Origin of the sequence: Thioalkalivibrio sp. ALE30, assembly GCF_000377465.1 — a bacterium.
Classification (GTDB): Bacteria; Pseudomonadota; Gammaproteobacteria; order Ectothiorhodospirales; family Ectothiorhodospiraceae; genus Thioalkalivibrio.
In genome coordinates, this window is sequence record NZ_KB898169.1 from 343669 (window position 1) to 366478 (window position 22810).

General features: G+C 68.3%; 21 protein-coding genes. 5 read left to right on the plus strand and 16 right to left on the minus strand.

Going from position 1 to position 22810, the window contains the following annotated elements:
• Window positions 1-7: 7 nt before the first annotated feature.
• The 4 genes from D107_RS0104735 to D107_RS0104750 all read right to left on the minus strand — a co-directional run bounded on the left by D107_RS0104735 (window position 8) and on the right by D107_RS0104750 (window position 5139).
• Complete coding sequence (locus tag D107_RS0104735) at window positions 8-1630, minus strand: BCCT family transporter (protein ID WP_018867767.1); 1623 nt, start codon at window positions 1628-1630, stop codon at window positions 8-10.
• Between the two features lie 179 nt (window positions 1631-1809).
• The gene (gene rsmD / locus D107_RS0104740) at window positions 1810-2421 is read right to left on the minus strand and encodes a 16S rRNA (guanine(966)-N(2))-methyltransferase RsmD (protein WP_018879344.1); all 612 of its coding nucleotides are present in this window, start codon (window positions 2419-2421) and stop codon (window positions 1810-1812) included.
• Window positions 2408-3712 (minus strand): pitrilysin family protein, encoded by a 1305-nt coding sequence (locus D107_RS0104745; RefSeq protein ID WP_018880889.1) that lies wholly within the window; start codon window positions 3710-3712, stop codon window positions 2408-2410. The genes rsmD and D107_RS0104745 overlap by 14 nt, the downstream gene beginning before the upstream one ends.
• Window positions 3713-3726: 14 nt before the next feature.
• A complete protein-coding gene (locus tag D107_RS0104750; protein WP_026280266.1) occupies window positions 3727-5139 on the minus strand; it encodes a pitrilysin family protein in 1413 nt (470 codons plus the stop codon).
• A gap of 55 nt (window positions 5140-5194) precedes the next feature.
• Here D107_RS0104750 and ftsY point away from each other — a divergent pair, with 55 nt between their 5' ends.
• From ftsY to rpoH, 4 genes are all read left to right on the plus strand, one after another.
• Window positions 5195-6202, plus strand: a complete 1008-nt coding sequence (gene ftsY, locus D107_RS0104755; RefSeq protein WP_018880890.1) for a signal recognition particle-docking protein FtsY — start codon at window positions 5195-5197, stop codon at window positions 6200-6202.
• A 10-nt stretch (window positions 6203-6212) separates the two neighbouring features.
• Entirely contained in the window at window positions 6213-6890 is a 678-nt protein-coding gene (gene ftsE, locus D107_RS0104760) for a cell division ATP-binding protein FtsE (protein ID WP_018867762.1), read from the plus strand.
• A complete protein-coding gene (locus tag D107_RS0104765; RefSeq protein WP_018880891.1) occupies window positions 6887-7816 on the plus strand; it encodes an ABC transporter permease in 930 nt (309 codons plus the stop codon). The genes ftsE and D107_RS0104765 overlap by 4 nt, the downstream gene beginning before the upstream one ends.
• Window positions 7817-7919: 103 nt before the next feature.
• The gene (gene rpoH / locus D107_RS0104770; protein WP_018879340.1) at window positions 7920-8786 is read left to right on the plus strand and encodes an RNA polymerase sigma factor RpoH; all 867 of its coding nucleotides are present in this window, start codon (window positions 7920-7922) and stop codon (window positions 8784-8786) included.
• Between the two features lie 297 nt (window positions 8787-9083).
• Here the strand turns inward: rpoH and ccoS are convergent, their stop codons facing one another.
• From ccoS to D107_RS0104825, 10 genes are all read right to left on the minus strand, one after another.
• On the minus strand, window positions 9084-9305 hold the full coding sequence (ccoS, locus tag D107_RS0104780; protein WP_018867758.1) for a cbb3-type cytochrome oxidase assembly protein CcoS: 222 nt from the start codon (window positions 9303-9305) through the stop codon (window positions 9084-9086).
• A gap of 42 nt (window positions 9306-9347) precedes the next feature.
• A complete protein-coding gene (locus D107_RS0104785; protein WP_038035146.1) occupies window positions 9348-11888 on the minus strand; it encodes a heavy metal translocating P-type ATPase in 2541 nt (846 codons plus the stop codon).
• A 17-nt stretch (window positions 11889-11905) separates the two neighbouring features.
• Window positions 11906-12739 (minus strand): FixH family protein, encoded by an 834-nt coding sequence (locus tag D107_RS0104790; RefSeq protein WP_018880893.1) that lies wholly within the window; start codon window positions 12737-12739, stop codon window positions 11906-11908.
• Between the two features lie 114 nt (window positions 12740-12853).
• On the minus strand, window positions 12854-14254 hold the full coding sequence (gene ccoG / locus D107_RS0104795) for a cytochrome c oxidase accessory protein CcoG (protein ID WP_018880894.1): 1401 nt from the start codon (window positions 14252-14254) through the stop codon (window positions 12854-12856).
• Window positions 14255-14433: 179 nt separating this feature from the next.
• Window positions 14434-15363 carry a cytochrome-c oxidase, cbb3-type subunit III gene (gene ccoP / locus D107_RS0104800; RefSeq protein WP_018880895.1) on the minus strand — a complete coding sequence of 310 codons (930 nt, stop codon included), beginning with the start codon at window positions 15361-15363 and terminating at the stop codon, window positions 14434-14436.
• Window positions 15360-15578 carry a cbb3-type cytochrome c oxidase subunit 3 gene (locus tag D107_RS0104805; RefSeq protein ID WP_026279315.1) on the minus strand — a complete coding sequence of 73 codons (219 nt, stop codon included), beginning with the start codon at window positions 15576-15578 and terminating at the stop codon, window positions 15360-15362. The genes ccoP and D107_RS0104805 overlap by 4 nt, the downstream gene beginning before the upstream one ends.
• Window positions 15579-15596: 18 nt before the next feature.
• Window positions 15597-16331 (minus strand): cytochrome-c oxidase, cbb3-type subunit II, encoded by a 735-nt coding sequence (gene ccoO / locus D107_RS0104810; RefSeq protein ID WP_018877206.1) that lies wholly within the window; start codon window positions 16329-16331, stop codon window positions 15597-15599.
• Window positions 16332-16350: 19 nt separating this feature from the next.
• Entirely contained in the window at window positions 16351-17835 is a 1485-nt protein-coding gene (gene ccoN, locus D107_RS0104815) for a cytochrome-c oxidase, cbb3-type subunit I (RefSeq protein WP_028485053.1), read from the minus strand.
• A 205-nt stretch (window positions 17836-18040) separates the two neighbouring features.
• Window positions 18041-18913 (minus strand): malonyl-ACP O-methyltransferase BioC, encoded by an 873-nt coding sequence (gene bioC, locus D107_RS0104820; RefSeq protein ID WP_018880896.1) that lies wholly within the window; start codon window positions 18911-18913, stop codon window positions 18041-18043.
• Window positions 18910-19734, minus strand: a complete 825-nt coding sequence (locus tag D107_RS0104825) for an alpha/beta fold hydrolase (RefSeq protein ID WP_026280745.1) — start codon at window positions 19732-19734, stop codon at window positions 18910-18912. Before D107_RS0104825 ends, bioC begins: the two co-directional genes overlap by 4 nt.
• A 47-nt stretch (window positions 19735-19781) precedes the next feature.
• Here D107_RS0104825 and plsY point away from each other — a divergent pair, with 47 nt between their 5' ends.
• Entirely contained in the window at window positions 19782-20396 is a 615-nt protein-coding gene (gene plsY / locus D107_RS0104830) for a glycerol-3-phosphate 1-O-acyltransferase PlsY (protein ID WP_018875941.1), read from the plus strand.
• A gap of 30 nt (window positions 20397-20426) precedes the next feature.
• On the opposite strand, the gene tsaD is transcribed toward plsY, so the two are convergent.
• The gene (gene tsaD / locus D107_RS0104835) at window positions 20427-21458 is read right to left on the minus strand and encodes a tRNA (adenosine(37)-N6)-threonylcarbamoyltransferase complex transferase subunit TsaD (protein WP_026279313.1); all 1032 of its coding nucleotides are present in this window, start codon (window positions 21456-21458) and stop codon (window positions 20427-20429) included.
• A 76-nt stretch (window positions 21459-21534) separates the two neighbouring features.
• Window positions 21535-22734 (minus strand): class I SAM-dependent methyltransferase, encoded by a 1200-nt coding sequence (locus tag D107_RS0104840; RefSeq protein WP_018867746.1) that lies wholly within the window; start codon window positions 22732-22734, stop codon window positions 21535-21537.
• Window positions 22735-22810: the final 76 nt, after the last annotated feature.

Sequence of the window (22810 nt, forward strand, 5' to 3'; positions counted from 1 at the left end):
TGACCCCCTACTTGATCTTGTCGTCCAGATCATCCGTGTACCCGAGCAGGGTATGCGGCGGCGGGGCCTCCTTCTGGTACTTGCTCGGCGTGACCGCCTCGGTCTGGTGCAAGCTTCGCCACAGGCCGATCACCATGATCAGCATGATGACCGAGAACGGCAGACCGACACTGATCGCGGCCGCCTGCAGCGCGGCCAGTCCGCCCGCCAGCAGCAGGATGGAGGCGACCACCCCTTCGAGGATGGCCCAGTACACGCGCTGGGTGACGGTCGGGTTACGCACGTCGCCGGAGGCCAGGGTATCGATGACCAGCGAACCGGAGTCCGAGGAGGTCACGAAGAACGTCACGATCAGCAGCGTCGCCGCCGCCATCACCGCCACGGCCAGCCAGTCGAAGAGCGGCAGGGCCTGGAGGGTGACGAACAGCGCGGTGGACACGTTTTCCGAAACGGCGCCGGCCAGGTCCGCAACGCCGTCGAGCTCGTAGCTCATCGCGGTACCCCCGAACACGGCCAGCCAGACGAAGGCCGCGGCGGTCGGGGCCAGCAGCACCCCGGCGACGAACTCGCGAATGGTGCGCCCGCGCGAGACCCGCGCGATGAACATACCGACGTACGGGGCCCAGGAGATCCACCAGCCCCAGTAGAAGATGGTCCAGGAGGTGGCCCAGCCGGAGTCCTCGATGGTGTCGGCCCACAGGCTCATCTCGGGCAGGGACTGCACATAGACGCCGGTGCTTTCCACCAGCAGACGCAGGATGAACAGGGTCGGCCCCATCACCAGCAGCAGGGCGATCAGGATCGCCGCCAGGCCAATGTTGAAGTTGGACAGACGCTTGATGCCCTTGTCCACACCCAGCGCCACCGAGACGACGGCAATCAGGGTGATGATCGCGACCAGGACGATCTGCATGAAGGTGGATTCCTCGATCCCGAACACGAAGTTCAGGCCCGAGTTGATCTGCATGACGCCAAGGCCCAGCGAGGTCGCCACCCCGAACATGGTGCCAAACAGCGCCACTACGTCGACGAGGTGCCCCCACGGACCATAGATCCGATCACCGATGAACGGGTACAGCGACGAGCGGATCAGCAGCGGGAGGTTGTGGCGGTAGGCGTAGTACGCCAGCGACAGGCCAACGACGATGTAGATCGCCCAGGCGTGCAGGCCCCAGTGGAAGAAGGTGTAGCGCATGGCCTCGGTGGCCGCCTCGGCACTCTCGCCCTCCGCATGCGGCGGACTGAGGTAGTGGAACATCGGCTCGGCGATGCTCCAGAACAGCAGCCCGATCCCCATGCCCGCGGAGAACAGCATCGCGAACCACGCGGCGTAGCTGAAACGCGGGGTCTCGAACTGGTCGCCCAGGCGCACGCCGCCGTAGCGGCTGAACATCAGATACAGGGAAAAGACCAGGAACACCGTCACGACCAGCATGTAATACCAGCCGAGATACTCCCCGATGCCACTTTGGAGCTGCTCGAAGATCGCCTCGGCGCGATCCGGGAAGATGGCCCCGAAAGCCACGAAGGCTGCGATTATCAGGCTGGCGGTATAGAAGACCGGGCTGCAGATCACGCCAAAGCCGCCGAGGCGGGTTTGCGTCAGACCCGGGGTGGACTGCTCATCCATTCGGTTTCCCCTTTTGTTCCTGTGGCAAGCGCAAGACCGAGCGGTCCGGTTCCGGAGTTTTCCGGAAGCCGCGCGGGGAGGCGCCCGATGGGCGTTGTCGCGGTAGGTGGGACAGCATCACCGTAGCGAAAGACTCGCCGCACTGCAAAACCGCGACAGGCGTCACGGCCCGCGCGGCCTCACGCCTCGGCGCGGGTCGAATTCCGGGCCAGCAGCAGGGCCCGAGCCTGCCCGCCCTGGCGCTCGCGCTCGATCTGCCAGCCCCCCGCGGCGAGAAAGGCGAGATCCGCCTCGGACTCGAGCTCCACATAAACCCGGCTGTCGGCGTGCAGCCAGCCCTGCGCGAGCAGGGCCTCCAGCACCGGTGGGACATGCCCCTGCCCGAACGGCGGGTCCACCAGCACGAGATCGTAGGCAAGGCCCTCGGGGGGCGGGCCGGCCAGCAGGCGCCGGGCGTCATCCCGACGCACGCTGACCTGCCCGGCGCCCAGGGTCTCGCAGTTGGCCTGGAGCTGGGCCGCGGCGCGCGCATCGCGCTCGACCAGCAGCACCGCATCGGCCCCGCGCGAGGCCGCCTCCAGCCCCAGCGCCCCGGTTCCGGCGAACAGGTCCAGCACCCGTGCGCCCGGCAACCGGGGCTGCAGCCAGTTGAACACCGTCTCGCGCAGGGCATCGGCAGTCGGCCGCAGGCCGCCCACCGCAGGGACCGGCAGCCAGCGTCGCCGCCAGGCGCCGCCGATGATGCGGATGCGCGCCGGGCGCCCGGCGGGGGCCCGCCTACTCCTGCCCACCCACGATCACCGTGACCATCGCATCCGGGTTGATGCGCTCGCGCAGCCGGGCATTCAGTTCATCCAGCTCCACCGCCTCCATGCGCTCGATGTAGCGCTCCAGGTAGTCCAGCGGCAGGTCGTAGAAGGCCATCATCCCCAGCAATCCGACGATATCGCTGTTCGAGGCCAGCGACAGCGGGAAGCTGTTGACCACATTCTCGCGCGAGGCCTCGAGTTCTTCGGCATCGACCCCGTCGGCGTGCCAGCGCACGAGCGCCTCGCGCAGGGCGGTCACCGCCTCGTCCGCCTGGTCCACGCCGGTCTGCATCCCGATCCGGAAGGGGCCCTCGGCCGCCATCGGCTGCAGGCGACTGCTCACGGAATAGGCCAGACCACGCTGGCTGCGGATCTCCCGAAACAGCCGCGAGGTAAAGCCGCCGCCCCCGAAGGCGTGATTGGCAAGCGTCAGGGCGTAATGATCCTCGTCGCCACGTCGCAGCGCCGGGGCGCCCATCAGGATATGGGCCTGCTCGGAGGGAAACTCGATACGCTCCTCCACCGGCTCGTCGCGCGGCTCCACGGCCGGCAGCGGCTCCGCCGCCGCGCCCTGCGGCAGCGCCGCGGAGATCCGGTCGGCCACCGCCTCAGCCTCCTCGCGCGTCAGGCCACCAGTGATCGCCAGGGCCCCGTTGCCGGTGGTGTAGAAGCGCTCATAGAACGCACGGGCATCCGCCGGCGCCAGGGCCTCCAGGGTCTCGCGCTTGCCGCCCGGCCAGTTGGCGTAGGGGTGGTCGCCATACATCAGTTCGTAGAAGCGCCGGCTGGCGACGCTGCCCGGGTCCTGGCGCTCGCGCTGCAGCCCCTGCAGGGCCTGGCGCCGGGCCCGCTCGAAGTCGGCCTCGGGGAAGGCCGGCGCGGCCAGCACGGCGGTCAGGGTCTCCACCGCGGTATTCATCCAGTCCGGCTCGGTCAGGCTGCGCAGGCTGACGATGGCCATGTCGCGCAGCGAATCGGTGCTGAATTGCGCGCCCACCGACTCGAAGCGCTCGGCCAGTTCGTCCGAATCCATCTCCTCCGTGCCGTGGCGCAGGGCGCTGCTGGTCAGCGAGGCCAGGCCGTGGTGGTCACCGTCGCGCGAGGCGCCGCCGTCGAACGTAAGACGCAGGTCGACCATCGGCAGGTCCGGCGCGGCCACATAGAGCACGCGCAGGCCCTCGTCGGTCTCCCACTGCTCGATCTCCACCGCCTGGGCCGGCAGCGCCAGCGCCAGCAGCCACACGAAGGCCGTCAGCCATCCCGCACGCATCATCTTGCCTCCCGTCATCACATGCCCCCCGCGGTTTCGCCATAGGGTTGCGCCGCACCCGGATCAGGCGGGTCTTCGCCATCCAGGGGCTGCGGGTCGAGGATTCCGACCGTGCGGCGCTGCGGCACCAGGTATTCGCGGGCCACGCGCTGCACGTCCTCGGCGGTGACCGCCCGCACGCGCTCGACGAAGCGATCGCCTTCCTGCCAGCCGACCCCGATGGTCTGCAGCATGCCCAGCTGGAAGGCCTGCGAGCGCACCGAATCGCGCTGGTACACCTCGGAGGCGATCACCCGCGCCTGCACCCGCTCGAGCTCGCTGTCGCTGACCGGCTCGTCCTTCAGGCGCTCCACCTGTTCCAGCAGGGCGGCCTCCAGCGTGTCGACGTCGGTATCCGCCGTGGGCACGGCCGCGATCAGGAACAGGTCATCCAGCCGGCTGAAGGGGCTGTAGCGGGCCGACGTCGCGCCGGCCAGCTCCTCGCCGCGCACGATCTCGCGGGCAAAGCGCGAGGCCTCGCCGGAATCGAGGATCCCGGCCGCCACCATCAGGGCATAGGCATCCACCGGATCCTCGACGGTGTTCAGCACCGGAGTCTTCCAGCCCATCATCAGGTAGGGGAGTTCGGCCGGGGCCTCCACCGTGATACGGCGCTCGCCCTTCTGCGGGGTCTCGCTGCGCGGCTTCGCCTCCGGCAGCTCCCCGGCGGGGATGTCGCCGAAGTGCTCGCGGGCGGCGTCGATCACCCGCTCGGCGTCGACATCGCCTACCACCACGACGACCGCGTTGTTGGGGTGGTAGTAGCGGTCGTACCACGCCTGGTTGTCCTCCAGGGTGTAGGCCTCGATGTCGCTCATCCAGCCGATCACCGGGTTGCCGTAGGGGTGGTTGAAGAACGCGGTGGCCATCAGCTGCTCGCGCAGCAGGGCGTTCGGCTGATCCTCCACCCGCAGGCGGCGCTCCTCCTGGACCACGCTCAGTTCCGGGCGGAACTCGTCTTCCTGCAGCTTGAGGTTCTGCATGCGTTCCGCCTCCATCGCCATCACCGTCTCCCAGTGATCGCGCCCGATCACCTGGAAGTAGCCGGTGTAGTCACGACCGGTAAAGGCGTTCTCGCGTCCGCCCAGGCGCGAGATGATGCGCGAGAATTCGCCCGGCTCGTAGCGTTCGGAGCCGCGGAACATCATATGTTCCAGCATGTGCGAGATCCCCGTCACACCGCTGTGCTCGTCGGCCGAGCCGACCCGGTACCAGACCATATTGGCCACGACCGGAGCCCTCCGGTCCTCCAGCACCAGCACCGTCAGCCCGTTGTCCAGCGTGGCCTCGACCACGTCCGATTCGATCTCCGGCGGCGCGGCCGACCCGACCGCCGGCCAGGCGCACACCAGCGCTGTAATGAGCACTGTGACCAGTTTTTTACCGCGCATGATTCATGAATCCTCGTGCTAGCATTGGCGAACTCTCTACTTGACCACATCGAGCATGTTCGGTTTCCGCAAGAAGAAGTCCGAAGACTCCACGGCCGCCCCGCCGGAGACGGCGAACGCCGAGCCGGAAAAGCCTGCCAGCGGGGGCTGGTTCCAGCGCCTGCGCCAGGGCCTGGCCAAGACCGGGCAGGCCCTGGGCGGCGATCTGGGGTCGCTGTTCCGGCGCAAGATCGACGACGAACTGTTCGAGGAGCTGGAAGAACGCCTGCTCCTCGCGGACGTGGGCCTGGATGCGACCCAGCGGATCATGGATCGTATCACCCGCGAGGTAAAACGCGGCCAGCTGGATGATGCCGAGGCGCTGATGGACGCCCTCGAGGCGGCCATGATCGAGATCCTCGAGCCGGTCTCGCAGCCGCTGGAGATCCCGGAGGCCGAACGCCCGTTCTCGATCCTCGTGGTCGGCATCAACGGCGCCGGCAAGACCACCACCATCGGCAAGCTGGCGCACCACCTCCAGGCCAACGGCCGCTCGGTGCTACTGGCGGCCGGCGACACCTTCCGCGCCGCGGCGGTGGAACAGCTGCAGACCTGGGGCGAGCGCAACAACGCCCCGGTGATCGCCCAGGGCACCGGGGCCGATTCCGCATCGGTGGTCTACGACGGGCTGCAGGCGGCGCAGGCGCGCGGCATCGATGTGATGATCGCGGACACCGCCGGGCGCCTGCATACCCAGACCAACCTGATGGACGAGGTGCGCAAGGTAAAGCGCGTGATGGGGCGACTGGACGAACACGCCCCGGACGAGGTCCTGCTGGTGGTGGATGGCGGAACCGGGCAGAACGCGCTGAATCAGGCGCGCCAGTTTCACGAGGCACTGGGCCTGACCGGGATCGTGGTGACCAAGCTGGACGGGACCGCCAAGGGCGGCGTGCTGTTCGCGCTGGCCGAACAGCTGGGGGTGCCGGTGCGCTTCATCGGGGTCGGGGAGAAGGCCGAGGACCTGCAGGTCTTCGATGCGCACGCCTTCGTCCGCGCCCTGCTCGGCCGCGACAGCGACTGACCCGCTCCGGATGATCCAGCTGCAACGCGTCACCAAGCGGTTCGGCAGCGCGGCAGAGGCGCTCAGCAATGTCAGCCTGCGCGTGGATGCGGGCGCGATGGCCTTCATCACCGGGCCCTCCGGTGCCGGCAAGAGCACGCTGCTGCGACTGATCGCCGGGCTCGAGCGGCCCACCCGCGGCCGCATCCGCGTCAACGGCCACGACCTCGACCGCCTCTCCAGCCGCGCCATCCCCGGCTTTCGCCGCAGTATCGGACTGGTGTTCCAGGATCACCGCCTGCTATTCGACCGTCCGGTGTTCGACAACGTCGCCCTGCCGCTGGAGATCCTCGCCTATCGCCGCCCGGAGATGCGCAAGCGCGTACGCGCGGCCCTCGACAAGGTCGGTCTGCTGCACAAGGAGGCGGTGAACCCGCGCACCCTGTCCGCGGGGGAACAGCAGCGGGTCGGGATTGCCCGGGCCATCGTCCACCGCCCGGTCCTGCTGCTGGCGGACGAGCCCACCGGGAACCTTGACCCGGCGCTGTCGCGCGAGATCCTGCAGCTGTTCGACGACTTCAACCGGGTCGGCATGACCGCGTTGATCGCCAGCCACGACCTGGGGCTGGTGGAGCGCATGGGCAAGCCGGTCCTGCACCTGGAGGACGGCCGCATCGAGGCGCGCGGCGCCGCGGAGTCCGCGACGTGAAACCCGGACGCCGCCTCCTGGACACCGTCCCGGCCTGGCTGGAGGCGCACCGGGATGCCGCCCGGCGCAGCCTCCAGCGCCGCCTGCAGGCACCCGTCCTGAGCCTGATCAGTATCGCCGTGCTGGGGTTCATCCTCGCCCTGCCCGCCTACCTCTGGGTCCTGCTGGACAATGCGCGCGCATTGTCCGCCCACGTCGACCACGAGCCGCGCATCGCCCTCTATCTCGATGCCGTGGAGCCGGACACGGTGGCGGCGCTCGAACGCCACCTGGAGACCGATGCGCGGATCGAGCGCTGGACCTGGATCGACGCCGACGAGGCCCTGGCACGCTACCGCGAGGGCCTGAGCGACCCGGGCCTGCTGGACTGGCTGGATGACAACCCCCTGCCGGATGTCGTGGACGTGCTCCCGGCCACCGCCGAGCCGGAAACCGTCGCGGCCCTGCGCCAGGCGCTCGCCGACACGGCACCGGGCGCCACCGTGGTCAGCGACGACGAGTGGGTCCGGCAACTCAACAGCCTGCATCAGCTGGGGCTGCGCATCCTGGCGGTCGTCGGGGCGCTACTGGGTCTGGGGGCCCTCCTGATCCTCGCGCTGGCCACCGCCTCCGAACTGCGCGAACGCCGCGAGGAGATCGCCATCTCGCGCATCAGCGGGGCCACCCACCGCTTCCTGCGGCGGCCGTCGCTGTACGGTGGTCTGATCACCGGGCTGGGGGGCGGGATCTTCGCCGGCCTCCTGCTGCTGGTCGGGATCGGCCTCAGCCGGGCACCCCTGGAACAGGCGGCCGCGGCATTCGACCTTCCGTTCCAGCTCGCGCTCCCCGGAGGCAGCCATCTGCTCACCCTGCTGCTGGCCGGGCTGCTCCTGGGCTGGCTGGGGGCCCGACTGGGCAGCGGTCATGCGCTGCGGGATGCCCCATAGGGTGCGCCCATTGGCAGAAAGTGGCCGGAACTTTTACAGGGTTTAGCACTCTCACTATCAGACTGCTAATCTAGAGCCATAGAATCGGGAGGAATCACCACGCATGACCCAGGCCCTGACCACCCCGCGCGTCGACATGCCCGTACCGGTGGGCGACCTCGATCACTACATGCAGGCCGTCGGCCGCATCGAGGTGCTGGACGCCGAACAGGAACGCGAACTGGCCGTGGCGCTGCACGAGCGCCAGGATCTGGATGCCGCGCGCCAGCTGATCCTGCACAACCTGCGCTTCGTGATCCACGTCGCGCGCGGCTACCAGGGCTACGGCCTGCCGCTGGGTGACCTGATCCAGGAAGGCAACGTGGGCCTGATGAAGGCCGTGCGCCGCTTCGACCCCAACCAGGGCGTGCGCCTGGTGTCCTTCGCCGTGCACTGGATCCGCGCCGAGATCCACGAGTTCATCCTGCGCAACTGGCGCATCGTGAAGGTGGCGACGACCAAGGCGCAGCGCAAGCTGTTCTTCAACCTGCGCAGCGCCAAGCAGCGCCTCGGCTGGCTGTCGAACAACGAGGTCTCCGCCGTGGCGCAGGATCTGGGCGTGTCGGAGAAGGACGTCTGGGAGATGGAGCGCCGCCTGTCGAGCCAGGACGCGAGCTTCGACCCGGGCCCCGAGGCGGACGACGAACAGGGCTACCAGGCCCCGTCCGAACGCCTGAGCCTGGAGGACCTGAGCGACGACCCGGCGCACGTCACCGAAGACGAAGACTGGGACCGTCACTACCAGGAGCGACTGAGCCAGACCCTGGGCGAACTCGACGAGCGCGCCCGCGACATCCTGATGCGCCGCTACATGGCGGACCAGAAGGCGACGCTGCACGAACTGGCTGCGGAATATGGCGTCTCGGCGGAGCGCATCCGCCAGATCGAGAACAACGCAATCAAGCGCATCCGCGCCGCCTTCGACGACTGACCCGGGCCTGCGGCCCGGCGATCCCGGCCCCGAACGCAAAAAGGCCCCGGCACAAGCCGGGGCCTTTTGGGTTACCGAACGGGGCGAGATGGCCCCGCCGGCCCGTTCCGCGCCGGATCAGCCGAACAGGATCACCGAGAAGAAGCTGATCCAGGACCAGATGATCAGGGCTGCCGTAAAGGTCAGCGGGAAGTTCTCAAAGGTAAACCAGTCGCGCATCTCGCAATCCTCGGAATTTTCCAACCAGAATAGGCGAAGGGTAAGCGGCACCGCGACGCGGCGCAAGTTCGACCGACGTCAGCGCTCGGACTTTTGGCCCGGACGGCCCTCGCGGTCCCGCCCGGGCGGGTCGTCTCCCGAACGGGTGGGGATCCGCGGGTCGTCGTCATCCATCAGGATGCGGTGCGCCGGTCCCTGGAGATCGTCGTACTGGCCGGAACGGATCGCCCAGAAGAGCACCAGCCCCACGACCAGGGCAAACAGCATCGCCAGCGGAATCAGGAGGTACAGGATGGTCATGACCCCAGTGTACCCAGCCAGACCAGCCGCTTAAACCAGCACCTACACCGGCGGCCGCGGCGGCGCCACGGGCTCGGCAGGGCGAACGGGGCTGCGCTCCGCGGTCTCCCGCGCCGGTCGCAGCCGCAGGGCGTTGCCCACCACCAGCAGCGAACTGAGGGACATGCCCAGTGCCGCCAGCCAGGGGGTCAGCAGGCCGGCGGCCGCCACTGGCAGCGCCACCACGTTGTAGCCGATTGCCCAGGCAATGTTCTGACGGATCACGCGCCGGGTGTGCCGCGCCTGATCCAGGGCCTGCGGCAAGTGGTCCAGGCGATCCGACAGCAGGACCAGGTCGGCCTGGGTCTGGGCCAGCTGGGTGCCGCCGCCCATCGCCATCGACACGTCGGCGCCGGCCAGCACCGGGGCATCGTTGATGCCCTCGCCGGCCATCAGCACCACCCGGCCCTCGGCCTGGCGCGCCCGCACGTACGCGAGCTTGTCCTCCGGCGTCAGTCCCCCCTCGGCCTCGGCGATGTCCATCTGCGCGGCAAACGCCTTGGCGGCCTCGGGGCGGTCTCCGGTCAGCAGGACCACCCGCAGGCCGCGCGCCCGCAGGTCACCGAGCACATCCCGCACCTCCGGACGCGGGGTGTCGGCCAGCCAGAACAACGCGACGGGCTGATCGTCGACGACCAGCCAGACCGGCGTGGCCAGCGGATAGTCCGCGGGTGCGGCCGGACTCGGTGCGTCGACGCCGGAGGGCAGCATGGAGGCCCCGCCAATCGACAACCGGCGCCCCTCGATGCTGCCCTCGAGGCCCCGGCCCGGCAGGTTCCGGACCCCGGTGGCGTGGATGCGGGAGGCCCCCGCCGACCCGGCCAGGGCCCGGGCCAGGGGGTGTTCGGAATGGGACTCCAGCGCCGCCGCCCACGCCAGCCAGTCGTCGCCCTCGGGGGCGGGCTGCAGGTCCTCGCGGGCGACCAGGCGCGGCATGCCGGCGGTCAGGGTACCGGTCTTGTCGAGGCAGACCATGTCGACCCGCGGCAAGGCCTCCAGGGCACTGCCGCGGGTCACCAGCAGACCCATGCGCGAGAGTGCGCCGGTGGTGGCCGTCAGCGCGACCGGGGTCGCCAGCGCCAGGGCGCAGGGACAGGTCGCGACCAGCATCGCGACCATCACCCAGAGGGCGCGGGCCGGGTCGATCCAGGCGTACCAGACCAGGCCGGCCAGTGCCGTAAGCACCAGTACCGCGCCCACGAACCAGCCGGTACCGGCCTCGGCGATCCGAGCCATACGGGGCTTCTCGGTCTGCGCGCGGTCGAGCAGGCGCTGGATCGCGGCCAGGGTGGTCTCCGCGCCGACGCGCTGGACCTCGACGGACAGAGGGCCGTCGACGTTGACGGTGCCCCCGGTCACGGCATCGCCGGGGCGCGCCGGGTGGGGCTCCGGCTCGCCGGTCAGCAGGGCGCGGTTGACCGTGGATTCGCCCGCGCGCACGACACCGTCGGTCGGGATGGTCTCGCCGGGGCGGACCCGCACCCGGTCGCCGGGGGCCAGTTCGCCGACCGGGACCGCCTCGATCTGCCCGTCGGGGCCCTCGCGGTTGGCAATCGCCGGCACCAGTCGGTCGAGGCGGTCGATGGCATGGCTGGCGCGCTGGCGCGCGATCAGCTCCAGGTAGCGACTGGTCAGCAGGAAGAACACGAACATGACCACGGATTCGAAGTAGACGTGTTCACCGGTGGCGAGGATCACCGCGTAGAGGCTGGCGAGGTAGGTGACGATGATCGCCAGGCTCACCGGTACGTCCATGCCGAGCTGGCGATGGCGCAGGTCGCGCCAGGCGCTCTGGTAGAACGGGATCGCGGAGTAGAGCACCACTGGCGTGGTGAGCGCGGCGGCGACCCAGCGCATGAACTGCAGCAGGTCCTCGTGCTCGGTGTCCTCGGCGCCCAGCCAGAGGGCCACGGCCAGCATCATCACCTGCATCATGCCAAGGGCGGCCACCGCGATTCGGCGCAGGGCCAGCCCGCGTTCGCGGGCGATGGCCTGCTCGCGGGTGCCGGGGTCGTAGGGGTGGGCGTGATAGCCGATGTCGCGGATCGCCTTGAGGATATCCGACAGGGCGATCCGTTCGGGCTCCCAGACGACCTGGGCGCGATGGGTGGAATAGTTGACGCGAAAGCTCTCCACACCCGGGAGGGCCTGGACATGGCGCTCGTTGAGCCAGACACAGGCCGCGCAGGTGATGCCTTCCAGCATCAGGGCCGCTTCGCGGCGCTCGCCGGCCGCACCCGCCGGCGTGACGAACTGCTGCTGCACGCCGGGATGATCGAACAGTTCCAGCTCGCGCAGCTCGTCAGGGATCAGGGGACTGCCGCTTTCCGCCGGCGGGGCATCGCGGTGATGGTAATAGGCCCCCAGGCCGCGCTCGATAATCGCCCCGGCCACGGCCTGGCAGCCAGGGCAGCAGGTAGGCTCTTCCCGCCCCTCGAAGGTGACGGGATAGCACGCGCCTGCGGGCACTTCGAGCCCGCAGTGGAAACAGCGGGTCGGGGCCGCGGACGCTGCCGGGGCCTGCGAGTCGGACGCGAGCGCCACGGCGGGAGCGCGGGGGATCAGCCGGACTGGGCGCTGCGCACGCGGGTCCGCGCCTGCTGCTCCAGCAGCTGGTCATCGCGCTGGATCTGGAAGCGCAGATCCCAGCGCCCGGGCGCCGGCAGGGCGAGCTCGACCTGGTACATCCCGTCGCCCATATGCTGCATCTCGAAGCCCTGGTCGCGGCGCTCGTCGGCGAGCCACATGAAGATGCCGCGGATGCTGGCGTCGTTGATCGGGACGCCATCGGCATCCCGGACCTCGACCTGGAGCGTGGCGGCCTGGCCCTCGGTGGGACGCTCGACCCACCCCTGACGAACCTGCCAGCCCTTCTCGCGCTGGGCCTGCAGCTCCGAGACGCGATGGACGGCGAGCGCCTGCTTGCGGCTCTCCATGCCGGCCACGGTGCCCGGGAATGCCGAGGTTACCTGCTCCGCCCGGTTCTCCGGCTCCGGCAGGATGGAACCGATAAACTGCTGCGGCATCCCGTTATGGGCCAGCGTGATCAGGACGGCCTGGACGGACGCGACGATCGTGAAAAACCCCACGAGAACCAGCGGAGCCCAGTGCAGCCGGCCAATCTTGGCCTTGCCGCCACTCTCGGCCTCCGCCTCTTTCTGCGTGAAGACGATCCCCAGCCCGTAGGGCACGATGATGTACAGCGCGAGATGGATGGCGAAGACATCCGCGCCCTGCCAGGTCAGGATCGAGTAGGGAATGAACACAAACAGCATGAGGGCGACGACCACCGCCGATGTGCTGTAGGCCTTGAGCCGCGTGAAGCGGTAGATCAGCGCGAACAGGATGGCCAGGGCCGCGGTACCGACGCCGAGGGTAATGACGAGATTGCTCATGATTTCTTCTTCGTTTCCTGCGTGATCGCAAGCTAGGGGCTCGCGGGGTGCCGCGCGATTTCCGGCAGCACGATTACTGTTTCTCGCCCGGGCGCAGTGCGCAACGGAACACCGTTAGCGATGACTGAACTGGGACGTCACTTCGAGCGGTTCAATATGACCCTCGCGATCCGTAATCACAAAACGGAACGGCTGCGGCGAGGGGGCGCCCTCGGGCACCTCGTGGCGCACGCGCGCGACCACGGTGAGTCGCTCCCCGGGCTCCAGGCGGATCCGCTCCACCTGCCCGAGGTCGAGCTCGGCGCCGTCGAGCCCGGCGAGTCCGATCTGGAAGTCCAGCTCCCGGTCCGCAGTATTGTTCAGGCGAATCTCGTAGCCGTTCTGGATGCGCCCGTCGGACATCTGCACATACAGCGGCTGGCGCACCTGGTTAACGTTGGCGTCCACGGGCGGGCGGCCCACGATGCTGGCGACCAGGGCGACGATGACGACGACCACCGCCGTACCATACCCCAGCGTCTTGCCCTTCAGGAATCGCGTCTTGCCGCCCTCCTGCTCGCGCTCCGAGGTATATGCGATCAGCCCGCGCGGCCAGCCCTGCTTGTCCATGATCGTGTCGCAGGCATCGATACACAGCGCACAGTGAATGCACTGGAACTGCAGCCCATCGCGGATATCGATGCCGGTCGGGCACACCTGCACGCAGTAGCCGCAGTCAATGCAGTCCCCGACGCCGGCGGCCTGGCGCTCCTCGCGGGTCTTCAGGCCGGCCTGGACCTTGGCGCGGCCGGCGGTGCCCTCGCCGCGTGATTCGTCGTACGACACGATCATGGTGTCGCGGTCGAACATCACGCTCTGGAAACGCGCGTAGGGGCACATGAACGTGCAGACCTGCTCGCGGGCCAGCCCGGCAAACGTGTAGGTGGTGGCGGTCAGGATCCCCGCGGTCACATAGGCGGCGTACACTGCCTGGCCGGTAAAGAAGTCCGCCACGATGGAAGGCGCATCGCCCCAGTACAGGACGAACCCGAGCCCGGTGGCGAACGCCACCAGCAGCCAGGACGCATGGGTGAGGCCGTATTTCGCCAGCTTTTCGGCGTTCCAGGGCTGTTTGGCGAGCCGGAGGCGCGCGGGCCGCTCCCCCTGAATCTTGCGCTCCAGCCACATGAAAACATCGGTCCACAGGGTCTGGAAGCAGAAGTAGCCGCAGAACACGCGCCCGGCCACACCGGTCACAAAAAACAGCAGCAATGCGGCGAGGACCAGAAAGCCTGCCAGCCAGAAGATATCCTGCGGATAGACGACCAGGTCGAAGATATGGAACTGGCGCCCGGGGATGTCGAACAGCACCGCCTGGTCCGGCCCGTATTCACGTTCCCAGCGGATCCACGGCAGACCGAAGAACACCCCGTAGGCCAGGAGGAGAATCCCGGTCTTCAGGTTGCGAAACCGCCCCTTGACCGACCGCGGGTGGATCGGGATTCGCGCCTCGTACAGCGGCTGGGACTGGGACATCGGATCCTCCCGGAGCGTATCCGGCAGTGCGGCCCGGCGGCAATACGCGGGCCGCGGCAACAGTTCAAAACAAAAAGGGGCACCCTCGGGCGTCAATCCACCCGGCGGGCACCCCTGTCAACGCGTGCATCCTGGCAGGCCTCCGCACCCCCGGGGCTCGCCAGGTCGACGGAGCCGGCCTATTGCCCCCCGCCCAGGGAATGCACGTAGGCAGTCAGCATCTTGATCTCCGCATCCGACAGTCGATCACCGAATGCCGGCATCTCACGCTGGATACCATCGCGAATGAAATTGGCGACCAGGCGCTGACGCTCGCTATCGCTTTCCGCGCCGCGCACGTCGACCAGACCCCACAGATCGTTGGTCAGGTTGGGCGCGCCCTGCGAGGTCAGCCCCTGGGCGTCCATGCCGTGGCACTGGAAGCAGCCACCGTCGGTCCCGGTAAAGATCCGGGCGCCGGCATCGGCGTCGTCCTGATCCACGCTGTAGTCGTTCAGCGACAGCACGTAGGCGGCGACCTGACTCAGCTGGTCGCTGCTCAGGGTGTCGCGGTACCCGGGCATGTAGCCCAGGCGGCCCTGGTGCAGGGTTTCCTCGATCTGTTCGACCGTTCCGCCCCACTTCCAGTGGTCATTGCGCAGGTTCGGGTACTGCCCGACCACGCCCGCGCCACCGACCTGGTGACACGCCGCACACCAGGTACCGAAGGAGCCCTGGGCGTACGCGTTGACGAAGCTCATGCTTTCAGCGTCCTGCAGGATCGTTTCGTAATCCTGGGCGGCCACCTGTTCCAGCATCTCGCGCTGGCGCACCGCGTAGGTGCCGGTCTGCATGTCCTTCGCGAGCAACGCACGGGTGTTCCAGTGCATGGTGCGCTCTTCGCCGCCCTGCTCGAAGGTGATGGTGTTGAAGCCCTTGGTGAAGCTGTCGCCAATCGGCCAGGCCGGGTAGATCAGCCAGTACACCAGCGCGAACACGATCGTGGCGTAGAAGCCCCACAGCCACCAACGCGGGAGCGGATTGTTGTATTCCTGAAGGTTGCCGTCCCAGACGTGCCCAGTGGTCTCGACCTGGTTCGGGTCCTTATCACGGTTGTCCTGTGTGCTCATTGCTCGTCACTCTTGGTTTTGTCACGCCGGGCCACGGGCTCCCGATGTGAATCATCGTCGTCCAGAGGAATGTAGCGATACGTCTCGAACTTCCGGGCACGCCGACGATTGGAAAACAGGAAGATCACGACCCCGATAAAGGTGCTCATGAAGAGGATGAGGGCAACGATCTTGCTGTTGCCCATATCCGTGATCCATTCCCAAAGTCCCGTCATCGTGGCGCCCGTCCTCCCTTACCGGAATTCGGCAAAGTGCCCGTCGTCGTATTCGCTGAAGTCGACCATGGTCCCGAGGACCTGGAGATAGGCCACGAGGGCATCCATCTCGGTGATCGTCCCGGGGTTGCCGTCGAAGTTCTCGGCCTGCGCCTGCGCCACCAGATTGTCCTCGGCGTCGCGGATGTCGAACATCCGGGCGTGTTGCTCCCCGAACTTCTCGACGTTGGCCTGGTATTCCTCGTCGGTGAGCGAGTACGGCACGCCCACGCGCTTCAGCGCGATCATGCGACGATCGATATCGGAGTAATCGAGCGGCGTGGTCGCCAGCCAGGGGTAGCCCGGCATGATCGACTCCGGCACCAGCGACTGCGGGTCGATCAGGTGCTGGACCTGCCACTCGTTGGAGTACTTGCCTCCCACGCGCGCCAGGTCCGGACCGGTGCGCTTCGAGCCCCACTGGAACGGATGGTCGTACTGCGATTCGGCCGCCAGCGAGTAGTGACCGTAGCGCAGCATCTCGTCACGGAACGGACGCACCATCTGCGAGTGGCAGGTGTAGCAGCCCTCGCGGACGTAGATGTCACGCCCGCGCTGTTCCAGAGGCGTATACGGACGCACGCCGTCCACTTCCTCGATCGTGTCGTCGATGTAGAACAGCGGCACGATCTCGACTAGGCCGCCGACGCTGATCACCGCCAGGGTGAGGATGATCAGCAGGCCGGCATTGGTTTCAACGCTTTCATGCTTCATGGATCTAGTCTCTCCCTAATCAGGCCGTGCGGGCTTCGGCGGACGCGGCCTGGGCCTCGCGGGCCTCGGCCTTGATGCCCGAGCGAACGGTCATCGCGATGTTGAACGCCATGATCAGCATGCCGGCCAGGAAGAACCCGCCACCAATGGCACGCACCACGTACGGCTTGTGCAGGAACACCACCGACTCGGTGAAGGTGTAGGCCAGGTTCCCGTACTGGTCAAAGGCGCGCAGCATCAGGCCCTGACCGATACCGGCCACCCACATCGCGGTGATGTACAGCACGATCCCGATGGTCGCCAGGAAGAAGTGCACATACACCAGCTTCAGGCTGTACAGGTTGACGTTCCACAGCCGCGGGATCAGGTGATACAGCGAGCCGAAGGAGATCATCGCCACCCAGCCGAGGGCGCCGGAGTGCACGTGGCCCACGGTCCAGTCGGTGTAGTGCGACAGCGCGTTCACGCTCTTCAGGGACATCATCGGACCCTCGAAGGTCGACATGCCGTAGAACGCCAGCGCGGTGATCAGGAACAGCATGATCGGGTCGGTGCGCAGCTTATCCCAGGCGCCCGACAGGGTCATGATGCCGTTGATCATGCCGCCCCAGGAGGGCAGCAGCAGCAGGATAGAGAAGGTCGCCGCCAGGGTGGAGACCCAGTCCGGCAGCGCGGTCCAGTGCAGGTGGTGCGCACCCACCCACATGTACAGGAAGACCAGCGCCCAGAAATGGATGATGGACAGCTTGTACGAGTAGATCGGGCGACCGGCCTGCTTCGGCACGAAGTAGTACATCATCCCGAGGAACGCGGCCGTCAGGAAGAAGCCCACCGCGTTATGGCCGTACCACCACTGGGTCATCGCATCCTGCACCCCGGAGAAGATGGAGTAGGAATGCGGGTGGAACAGGCCGACCGGGACCTGGATGTTGTTGAAGATGTGCAGCAGCGCGGTGGCCAGGATAAAGGCCATGAAGAACCAGTTCGCCACGTAGATATGCGGCTGGTTCCGACGCAGCAGGGTCATCAGGTAGATCATGAAGTAGGCGACCCAGACCACCAGGATGATGATGTCGATCTGCCAGTTGAACTCGGCGTATTCGCGGCCCTGGGTGATCCCCATCATGTAGGTGATCACGCCGAGGACCAGCGCCAGGTTCCACCCGTAGAAGGTGAAGCTCGCCATGGAGTCACTCCACAGCCGGGTCTGACAGGTCCGCTGCACCACGTAGTAGGACGTGGCGAACAGCGCGTTACCCCCGAAACCGAAGATCACGGCCGTGGTGTGGACCGGACGGAAGCGCCCGAAGGTGATCTGCGCGATATCGAAGTTCAGGAACGGGAACGCCAGCTGCGAGGCGATCCAGACACCGGCGGCCATCCCGAACACGCCCCAGAGGACGGCGGCAATGGCAAACCGCTTGATAATCGCGTAGTTGTACTGCTCGGAAGTCGCGACTGACGCTGCGGGTGCGGCACCCGCCGTAGTGGCTGCTTGTGACATGACTTTTCCACCTTGCTGCGGGGAACACGGATGTCCCGATGGTTCGGGGGCGTGAACTCTACCCCATTCCGGGCCCACAAAAAACCAATACCGCCTGTGTCACTCGGATATTGAGCGGGACGGGCGGAACTTTTCCTGCCAAAGAGAATACATCTTCCGGTGGATCGCCCGCGAGGGACGCGGGCGGCATTTTCGTTGATCCAGATCAACGAACCGGCTGAACCGGGATCACGCGCCCGTCTGGCCGCGACGGGGGCGGCGCATCCGGCACCCAGGCATGGCCGTAGACCACCTCCCAGGTCGCGGGCAGGCGACCCTCCACGCCGAAGTCGCGGGCATAGGCCTCGGCGACGGCCACCAGACGCCGGGGGCCAAACAGACCCGACGAACGCCCCGCCAGGGCGTTGCGCACCCCGACCCCGCGCAGGTCGCGGATCAGGCCGGTCAGATCCGGGTAGGTCAGGGTCAGGGCCTCCTGGTCCATCACCGGATCGGCAAAGCCGGATCGCACAAGGGCATCGCCGATGTCGTGCATGTCCATGAAGGCGTTGACATGTGCCCCGGCGCCGCCATCCACAGCCGCGAAGGCGGCGCGCAGCTCGCGCAAAGTGTCCGGGCCAAAGGTGGTAAACAGCCACAGCCCGCCCGGGCGCAGGATACGCCGCACCTCGGCGAAGGCCTGGTCGAGGTCGCTGCACCACTGCAGGGCCGAGCTGGAGACCGCCAGATCAAAGGACCGCTCGGCCAGCGGCAGGGCCTCAAGGTCACCGCAGACCACCTGCGGCCGCCGCAGCCAGCGCCCGCGCCGCCGCGCCCGCGCAACCATCTCCGGGGCGAAGTCCACGCCGGCCAGGCGCGCCCCGCGGTAGCGGCGGCTCAGGTGATCCAGGGCCTCGCCGATGCCGCAACCCAGATCGACGATGCGTTCCGGCTCCATCCGGATCCAGTCCAGACGCTCCAGCATCCGCTCCTGCACCTCGCGCTGCAGGACCGCATGCTCCTCGTAGGTGGCAGCGGCCCGTGCAAAGGCCTCGCGCACCCGCGCCTTGTCGAGATCGAAGCTGTCGGGTCGGGTCATGCGGACTCCCCTGCACTGCAGTGATCCAGAAACTCGGAAACAAATCCGGCCAGCCGCTGCGGCCGCGCCCACCAGTCCGCATGACCGCCCGCCCCGCGACCGGTCCGGCCATCGGGGCGCAAGCTCGTCAGTCCCACCTCCACCGCGGCCGGCACCAGCGCGTCCTCCGGCTCCAGCCAGCACGCCACCGGCGCATGTACCTCGGCCCAGGCGGCACGCAGGTCGGCGCCCTGCAGCAGGTCCAGACCCGCCGCCAGCCCATCCGGCGATGCCGGGGCCTCCTGCATCCGGTCCGCCAGTGCGCGCGCAAGCGAGGCCGCATCGGGACTGCCACGAGCACAGAGCATCGCCAGACGCCGATTGAGTCGGCGGCGGTCGCCTCCGAGGGCGGCGCGGAAGTCCTCCAGCTCGTCCAGCGGCAGGGCGGCCGGCCAGTCATCATTACGGATGAAGCGTGGCGTTGCCCCAATCAGTACAAGCCCCTGCGGGCCCGTCCACTGGCGCGCCGCCGCGAGCGCCACCAGGCCGCCCAGGGACCAGCCAGCCCAGACCGGGTACTCGACGTCCGCGGGCAGCGCGGCGATCAGGGCCGCGGCGGCGCCCCCCGCATCCGCCAGCCGCCAGCCGTCGCCCGCGGCCCCATGACCGGGCAGATCCGGCGCCAGCACCCGCGTGCCGGCCGGCAGCTTGGCCCGCAGGGGCGCCCAGACCGCGCCGGAAAAGCCCCAGCCGTGCAACAGCACCAGCGTCGGGTCATGGACCGGGCGGGTCGCAGCCTCCATCTCAGCGCGCTGAACGCCGGCCACCGGCTTGCGTATCATGTGCGCTCGCAATCTCTTGCCCATCCGCGCAGACAGGCTCACCGCTCATGGCTATTACAATCGGCATCATCATCGCGTATCTGCTGGGATCGCTTTCCACGGCCATTCTGGTCAGCAAGCTGCTGCGTCTGCCGGACCCGCGCACCACCGGTTCGAAGAACCCCGGCGCCACGAATGTCCTGCGCTCGGGCGGCAAGAAGGCGGCCATCATCACGCTCATCGGGGATGTCGGCAAGGGCTGGCTGCCGGTATTCGTCGCGCTCCAGCTGGAGCTCTTCCCCGGCTGGGCGATCGGCCTGATCGGCCTGGCCGCCTTCCTCGGTCACGTGTTCCCCGTGTACTACCGCCTTCAGGGCGGCAAGGGTGTGGCCACCGCGCTTGGCGTGATCCTCGCGATCAGCCCGGCGGCCGGCGGACTGGTGCTGCTCACCTGGCTCGTGGTCGCCGCGATCTGGCGATATTCGTCGCTGGCGGCCCTGGTCGCGGCCGGCATGGCGCCGGTGTACACGATCCTGCTGGGCATGGATCACTGGATCAGCGCCGCCGTCGCGCTGATGAGCGTAATCCTGTTCATCCGCCACGACAGCAATATCCGCCGTCTGATGCGCGGTGAGGAATCTCGGATCGGCCAGAAGAACAAGGCCCCGGCCCCCGGAGACTGACGGCCCGCCGAGCACGGGCCGGGCAGGGCTTCAGCCCGGTCCGGCCGGAACCGGCGCCTCCAGTTCGGCCAGGGGCCAGCGGGCCCGCGCGGCGACAACCGGGGCCCCGGCATCCCCTACGCCACCGGCCTGCAGCCGCCGCAGCCCGGCCAGCGCGATCATCGCCCCGTTGTCGGTGCAGAACTCCGGGCGCGGAAAATACACCGGCACCCCCTGGCGTTGCGCCATGGCCTGCAGCCCCGCGCGCAGCGTGGTGTTGGCGGCCACGCCACCGGCCACCACCAGCGCCGGGGCCCCGGTCTGCTCCAGACCGCGCCGGGTCTTTTCGACCAGGGTGTCAGTCACGGCCTCCTCGAAGGCGCGGGCGACATCCTCCGGGCGGTAACTTTGCTTCTTCAGCGCGGTCAGGACGGCGGTCTTCAGGCCGGAGAAGCTCATGTCCAGCCCCGGGCGATCCAGCATGGGGCGCGGCAGCCGCAGGGCATCCGGCGCGCCCTGTTCCGCCAGGCGCGCCAGCGCCGGGCCACCCGGATACCCCAGCCCCAGCAGCTTGGCGGTCTTGTCGAAGGCCTCGCCGGCAGCATCGTCGATGCTCTCGCCGATCAGGTCGTAGTCGCCCAGGGCCCGGGCATGGATCAGCTGGGTATGCCCCCCGGAGACCTGCAGCACCAGGAACGGGAAGTCGAGCCCGGTATCCTCCAGGAACGGCGCCAGCAGGTGGCCCTCCAGGTGATGCACCGCCAGCGCCGGGATACCCCAGCCCCAGGCCAGGGAGCGAGCCACCGAGGCACCGGTCAGTAGCGCCCCCAGCAGTCCCGGCCCGCCGGTGTAGGCCACCGCATCCAGGTCCGGCCCGTCCACGCCCGCCTCCTCCAGCACCGCGCGCACCAGCGGCAGGAGCCGCCGGATGTGGTCACGCGAGGCCAGTTCCGGCACCACGCCGCCGTAGATTGCGTGCAGATCCGTCTGGCTGTACAGCCGGTGCGCGAGCAGGCCACGGTCGCTGTCGATCAGCGCCACGCCCGTCTCGTCACAGGAGGTTTCGATACCCAGTACCTTCATGGCGCCAGCATGCCGGGTTTCGTCGATGCCACCAAGCATCCCCGGAACGACCGCGCCATTGCGCCAGGACCGGGGTTCACAGGCGCCCCCGGCGATCGGGGATACCCCCCAGCGGCAGATGCGCGCAGCCGCGACCGAGAGCCATAACCTGGAAGCGCTCGCCCATCTCGCCCGGCAGGGTCAGCATGCGCACGGCCTGCGCCGCCTGCATGGTCAGGCGGGCATCCTCGCCGCTACCGACGCGGGCCTCGAAACGCTGCGGCAGCCCCGCCCCCAGGAGGAATTCGCCCTGCCCGGCGTAGGTCAGCACATCGAGGCCCGCGGCATCCGCCGCCTCGGCCACAGCGGTGAAGTCGACACTGGCGGTCAGGTCCATCAGCCCCGGATGGGCCAGAGGGTCCTGGATCATCTGCTGGCGGTAGTAGCCGACCAGGGTCCCCTGGTGCCGTTCCGGGGCGTAATAGGCGGCCCGCGGGAAGCCGTAATCCACGATCACGGCCACCCCCTGCTCCAGCCCCTCGGCGAGCGCACGCACCCACGCCGCCTGCGCCGGCCGCCACTCGGACAGGTAGCCCTCGGGCCAGGGGCCATAGTCGGCCGCCAGCCGCGTCACGGGTTCGGCCAGGGCTGGCGGGGCCTCGCGTTCGGCCAGGGTCAGCGCCCCGTCCGCCTCGGTAGTGACGCCGACCTGCCACACGCGCCCCTCGCGCCAGCGGAACAGCTCCACCGGCAGGGCATCCAGCACCTCGTTGGCCAGCACCACCCCACGCAAGGGGGCCTCGGGGAGGGCATCGAGCCAGGCCACACGCGCGTATTCCGCCGGCTCCAGCTGGGCCTGCAGGTGGGCCTGCTGCCGGGCGCGCAGGTCCGGGCTCACCTCGATGATCCAGTACCGCCCCCAGGCCACCCCGAGCTCGCGCAGGGTGGTGATCACGTCCCCCGCCAGGCGGCCACTGCCGGCACCGAATTCCAGCAGCGTGCCGGCGCCGTCGAGGTCATCGCGCAGCACCGGGGCCAGCCAGGTCGCCAGGGTCTCGCCGAACAGCGGCGAGAGCTCCGGCGCGGTGACGAAGTCCCCGCCCTCGCCCAGCTTGTGGGCCCCGTTCACGTAATAGCCCAGGCCCGGCGCATACAGGGCCGCCTGCATGTAATCGACGAACGGAAGGAACCCCTGGCCCGCCGCAATACTCTGTTGCAGGTGAATGCGCAGACGCGCGGCGATCTCCCGGGCGACCGGATCGTCGGCGGCGTTTGTGCTAGGTTTCGGCGGCAACATGGCGACGCATGGTACCAACCCGGGGATGGACGTGGCGCAGGCACCCACCGACAATTTGAGCAGGACACCCGACCCG